Origin of the sequence: Streptomyces sp. UNOB3_S3, from assembly GCF_020740895.1 — a bacterium.
Classification (GTDB): domain Bacteria; phylum Actinomycetota; class Actinomycetes; order Streptomycetales; family Streptomycetaceae; genus Streptomyces.
This window is the reverse complement of sequence record NZ_JAILXP010000449.1, coordinates 1-5,401: the sequence shown is the minus strand read 5'-3', so window position 1 is coordinate 5,401 and position 5,401 is coordinate 1. Positions and strand designations below refer to the sequence as shown.

General features: G+C 72.9%; 5 protein-coding genes and 1 pseudogene. 3 read left to right on the top strand and 3 right to left on the bottom strand.

Annotated elements, in window-relative coordinates; translation table 11 throughout:
* Positions 1-350: pseudogene (locus K6I33_RS31395) on the top strand (TetR/AcrR family transcriptional regulator); the annotation flags it as partial.
* 308 nt (positions 351-658) lie between these two features.
* Here K6I33_RS31395 and K6I33_RS31390 read toward each other — a convergent pair.
* Positions 659-1,480 (bottom strand): class I SAM-dependent methyltransferase, encoded by an 822-nt coding sequence (locus K6I33_RS31390; protein WP_229357943.1) that lies wholly within the window; start codon positions 1,478-1,480, stop codon positions 659-661.
* Between the two features lie 311 nt (positions 1,481-1,791).
* Here K6I33_RS31390 and K6I33_RS31385 point away from each other — a divergent pair, with 311 nt between their 5' ends.
* On the top strand, positions 1,792-2,952 hold the full coding sequence (locus K6I33_RS31385) for a PP2C family protein-serine/threonine phosphatase (protein WP_229357942.1): 1,161 nt from the start codon (positions 1,792-1,794) through the stop codon (positions 2,950-2,952).
* A gap of 18 nt (positions 2,953-2,970) precedes the next feature.
* Here the strand turns inward: K6I33_RS31385 and K6I33_RS31380 are convergent, their stop codons facing one another.
* Positions 2,971-3,555 carry a dihydrofolate reductase family protein gene (locus K6I33_RS31380; protein ID WP_229357941.1) on the bottom strand — a complete coding sequence of 195 codons (585 nt, stop codon included), beginning with the start codon at positions 3,553-3,555 and terminating at the stop codon, positions 2,971-2,973.
* A gap of 107 nt (positions 3,556-3,662) precedes the next feature.
* On the opposite strand from K6I33_RS31380, the gene K6I33_RS31375 reads away from it, so the two are divergent.
* A complete protein-coding gene (locus tag K6I33_RS31375; protein ID WP_229357940.1) occupies positions 3,663-4,247 on the top strand; it encodes a TetR/AcrR family transcriptional regulator in 585 nt (194 codons plus the stop codon).
* On the opposite strand, the gene K6I33_RS31370 is transcribed toward K6I33_RS31375, so the two are convergent.
* Positions 4,213-5,401: cytochrome P450 (locus K6I33_RS31370; RefSeq protein ID WP_229357939.1), on the bottom strand; the 1,189-nt coding region annotated here is incomplete at its 5' end. The genes K6I33_RS31375 and K6I33_RS31370 overlap by 35 nt on opposite strands.

Below are 5,401 nucleotides of genomic sequence, written 5' to 3'. Positions count from 1 at the left end.
ACAGCCCCCTCAGCCCCTTCTCCCCCGAGTCCGAGCACGCCCGCGAGGCGGCCATCGCCATTCACCGCGAGGTGCTGGCGGGCTCCAGGACGAAGGTGCCGGCCGAGCTGGCCGACGTGCTGCCGGAGCTGATGTGGCTGTCCCAGATGGGGCTCACCATGTACTGGGTCTTCGACCGCTCCCCCGGCGGCGAGCGCAGCCGCCGGCTGGCCGGCCGGGGCGCCCGGCTGACCTCCCGGGGTGTGGTGCTGGCCCGTTTCCGGGTGCTGCGGCCGCTGGTGCGCGAGATCCACGAGCTGTTCACGGACTTCCTCCCGGGGATGGCCCGGACGGTCGCCGCCCGCGCCTGAGAGGGCCGGGCGGCGGGCCCCGGAAAGCCGGCCCGGACATTCTTCATATTACCGGCTGGTATCCTCTTGACTTTGGACATAGCGGGAGGAAAATGGCCATTACACCAGACAACCGGTGAGAGCCGCACCGTTCGATGGAGACGTTCATCGAATCCGAGTGACCCCCATCTCGGCAACTGGCCAGGCCCCCGGAAGGGCACAGAACCGGCGGCGAAATCGAGGCGACGACCGAGATTCGCGAGCCGGGGATGGAGCGCCGGGGGCTGACGCATGTCCGGGCCCGGGTACGTACGGCGGCACGGCGGTGACTACGTGTGTCCGGTGGCGCCGGGCTTCCGCCCCTGGACCGAGTACATCAGGCAGGAGGCGGCCAGGAAGTCGGGGTGGCTCATGGCCGCCCGCGCGGCCTCCAGCCCCTCGTCGGTCATGCCTGCCGCCAGGAAGCGGTCGCGCAGGTGCCGGGTGTTGTGGATCTGGAGGGCCGTGCCCGGGGAGTCCGCCCGCCACCGCTGGACCTCGGGCTCCGCGTCGACGTCGGTCAGCCCCGCCCGGTGCATGGCGGTGGCCGCGTCCCGGCCCCAGGTCAGAGCCGCCCCGGCGGACTCCAGCAGGGAGACCTTGGCGTCGAGGTACGCGCCGTAGGCGGCCCGGGCCGCCTCCTGGGACTCCCCCACCGGGATCAGCGGACCGTAGGTGGTCTCGTCGAACCCGTCGAGCTGGAGCCATCCCCCGGGCCGCAGCGCCGTGACCAGCCGCCGCAGCGCGTCGAGGCGTCCGGGCAGATGGAGCAGGACCAGCCGGGCGTGGATGACGTCGTACTCGTTCTCCGGGAGCGGGTCGCCGGTGATGTCGTGGGTGAGCACCCGCAGGCCCGGCGCGGGCGCCAGGTGCCGCGGCGTGAGGTCCGTGGCCAGCACCGATCCCGTGGGCACGACGCGGCCGGCCAGCCACCGGGCCACGCTGCCGCCCCCGGCCCCCACCTCCAGCACCCGGGCGCCGGGGCCCACGCCGAGCCGGGTCAGCCGGCGGGTGGTGAAGGGGTCGTAGGCGGCCGCCAGACAGCGGTGCTGTTCGGTCGCGTGCTCGTTCTCGTTGTCGAAGACATAGCCGTGCGGTGGTGTCGTCGTCACGTGAACGTCCCGTCCCGGAGGTCGTCGTCGTGGGCCGTCGTGCGCGCCCGGGCATGTGCGTTCCGGGCCCGAGAGTACGGCCGCGGCACCGGCGCGTACAGGCCGCCCCGGGCGGGCGGCGCGGGGCGGCGGCGCCACCTCGGCCGATGGAACGGGCTCGTTCGGCCGGACGGGCGAGTGCCGCCGACGGGTTCGTCGTACGGGCGCGCCGCCGTGGCTCAATGGCGGGACGCGCCGCCGCGCGTCGTGCCCGCGGCGGCGCGGTGACCGTGCCCACGGGCCGCGCGACGGGAACTCGAGAGGAGTGGCGGGTGAGGCAGCGGCAGCGCGACGACGCCGGCGGGGCCGAAGCCGCCCGTCCGGCGCGGCTCAGCGACACCGGTCTGGAGGCGCCCGAGCCGCCGGTCTGGATGCGGTGGCTGCCCGCCGTCTACGTCGCCGCCGTGCTGCTGATCGAGCCGCTCACTCCCGTGAAGTGGCCCGTGAGCTTCCTGCTCATCGCCCTTCCCGTGATCGCCGCCTTCGCCCACGGCCCCCTGGGCGTCGCCGCTGTCACCGTCTTCGCCGTCGCGCTGGAGGGCACCCTGGCGGGGAGCGTGTGCTGCGCGGGGCGTCCCTCGCACGATCTGTGGGAGCGTCATTACGTCGGCGCGTATGTCTCCACGGCCGTCGTCGGCGTCCTGGGCACCGTGCTCGCCGGGCACCGGCGGCGGCAGGCGGCCCGTCTGGTCCGGGCCAGTTCGGTCGCCAAGGCGCTGATGCTCACCCTGCTGCGGCCGGTGCCCCGGGAGGTCGGCGGGGTGCTGGCGGCCGGGGTCTACCGGCCCGCCGAGTCCCTGGTCGGCGGCGACCTCTTCGAGATCCGGGCGACGGACGCGGGCGAGCGCGCCGTCGTCGGCGACGTCCGCGGCAAGGGGCTCGCCGCCGTGCGGACCGTCGCCGATCTGCTGGGCTGCTACCGCCAGGCCGTCCACGACGCGAAGGACCTGACGGGGATCGCCGTCGACATGGAGCGCTGCGTCGCGCGCGAGGCGGCGGCGGTGCCGGACGACGAGCTGTTCGTCACCGCGATCCTCGTCGAGCACGACGCCCTCGCCCGGCGGGTGGAGATCGTCAACTGCGGGCATGTCGAGCCCGTCCTGATCTCGGGCGGCGAGGTCCACGTCCTCACCGGGCCGCCCGCCCTGCCCCTGGGCCTGGCGTCGCTCGCCGACGGGCAACCCGTCGCCTACAGCCATCCCTTCGGGCCCGGGGACGTGCTGCTGCTGTGCACCGACGGGCTGGTCGAGGCCCGTGACGCGGCCGGGGACTTCTATCCCCTCCTGGACCGGCTGCGCGACCGCTTCGGCGGCCGCCCGGCCCCGGAGCCGGGGGAGGTCGTCGACTTCCTCGACGCCGACCTCCCCCGGCACACCCTCGCGCTCCACGACGACGTGGCCGTCCTGGCCATCGCCCCGCGCGCACGGCCCTAGCCGTGCGCGCCCGGCGCGTCAGCGCTTGCGGCTGTACGTCCGCACCAGGGCGCCGTTGTCGAACACGCGGACCGACTCCAGGGTGAAGTCGGTGACCGCGAAGTCCGAGCCGAACATCGGCATGCCCGACCCGTAGACCTGCGGATAGGTCTTGATGACCAGCTCGTCGACCTCGTCGAGCAGTTCGCCCGCGAGCCGGGAGCCGCCGCAGAGCCAGATGCCGAGCTCGCTGTCCTCCGCCTTGAGCTTGCGGATCGCGCCGGGCACGTCCTCCGTGATGAGCGTGACGTTCGGGTCGGGCGACTCCCCGAGCGTCCGGGAGGCCACGTACTCGCGCAGGTGCCCGTACGGGCTGGTGATGTTGACGTCGAGGGCGATCTGGTAGCTGCCCCGGCCCTGGACGACCGTGTCGAACCGCCGGTGCTCCAGGTCCGTCATGCCGAGGGCCGCGCGGCCCTCGGCGGAGACGGTCTCCGGGTACTCCGTCTTCAGGTAGTCCAGGAACTCCTCGTTGACGAACTGGTACATGGACGACGCGTCACCCTTCGGGTCGCCGATGAAGCCGTCGATCGAGCAGGCGACGAAGTAGGTGAGCTTGCGCAAGGTGTTCCTCGTTCTCGTAGACGACGTTCGAACCACTTCGCATATAGTGCTTCACCTGTAGTGGTTACGCAAGCCCCATTTCGCGGCTCACCGAAAGGACATGACGGATGGCCAGGAACCCGGAACGAAGAACGGCTCTCGTCGACGCCGCCATCGAGGTGCTGGCGCGCGAGGGGGCGCGAGGGCTCACCTTCCGCGCGGTCGACGCACAGGCCGGGGTGCCCGTCGGGACGGCGTCCAACTACTTCACCAGCAGGGACGACCTGTTCACCCAGGCCGGCCGGCGCATCCACGTCCGGATGACGCCCGACCCCACCCAGGTCGGGGAGACCATGCGGGCGGCCCCCTCGCGCGAGCTGGTGACGGAGCTCATGCGGTGGCTGGTGCGCCGCATGACCGCCGAGCGCACCGGCTATCTGGCCATGCTGGAACTCCGTCTGGAGGCCACCCGCCGCCCGGCCCTCCAGGCCGAGCTCAACCGCGCCGTCCGCGCCGCCTTCGAGGAGAGCGTCCGTTTCCACCTGGACGCCGGCCTGCCCGGCGACGCGGACACCGTGCTCGTGCTCTATCTCGCCATGACCGGTGTACTGCTGGAGCACTTCACGCTGCCGGACGTGCTCTCCGACACCGAGCTCGACCGGCTCGTGGAAACGGTGGTCACCCGGATCGTTCCTCCGTCGGGTCCCAGGTGACCGGAAGCCGGTGGGCTCCGTAGAGGCTCATGTCGTCGCGCAGCGGCACCTCCTCCGGCGGGACGGCCAGGCGCAGCGAGGGGAAGCGGGTGAAGAGGGCGGGCAGGGCGACGCGCAGTTCCACACGGGCCAGTTGCTGGCCCAGGCACTGGTGGATGCCGTGGCCGAAGGCGAGGTGGCCGGTGGCGGTGCGGCTCAGGTCCAGGGTGTCGGGGTCGGTGAACCGGGCGGGGTCGCGGTTGGCGGCCTGGACGGAGAGGGTGACCGTCTCGCCGGCCTTGATCAGCGTGCCGTCCACCTCGACGTCCTCCAGCGCCGCCCGCGCCCCGGTGTGGCCGATGCTCAGATAGCGCAGCAGTTCCTCGACGGCCCCGTCGGCGAGGCCGGGGTCGGCGCGCAGGGCGGCGGCCTGCTCGGGGTGGCTCAGGAGGGCGAAGGCGCCCAGCGCGATCATGTTCGCGGTGGTGTCGAGGCCTGCGGCCAGGAGGAAGCTGCCGAGGCCGGCGACCTCCTCGTCGGTGAGATCGGTGGCGGTCAGGTCGCTGAGCAGGTCGTCGGTGGGGGCGGCGCGTTTGACGGGCACCAGTTCGCGGACGAATTCCCCGAGCGCGGCCAGGGAGGAGTGCTGCTCCTCGGCCGTCGCGCTCGCGCCGCTCACCGTCGCGGCACGGTTCCGGAAGCCCTCGCGCTCGTCCTCGGGCACGCCCAGCAGTTCACAGATCATCAGCGCCGGTACGGGGTGGGCGTAGGCCGCCACGAGGTCGAGGTCCGGGCCCTGGCGCTCCATGGCGTCCAGGTGCTCGGCGGCGATCTCCTCGACGCGGGCGGTGAGGGCGCGCATCCGGCGGACGGTGAAGTTCCCGGCGAGCAGCCGCCGGTAGCGGGTGTGCTCGGGCGGGTCGATGCCGGTGAGGTCCCCGAGGGTGGCCGGGGGCGCGGTGGTGACCCCGGGGATGGCGACGGGCAGATGCAATAACTCGTACCGCGAGCTGAAGCGGCGGTCCGCCGCTATCTCGCGGATCACGGAGTGGCCGGTGGCCAGCCAGCCCAGATGGCCGTCGGGGTAGCGCATCCGGCGCAGCGGTGCCGTGTCGCGCAGTTGTGCCAGCTCGGCGGGCGGGTCGAAGGGGCAGCCCGCCGAGCTGGCACAACTG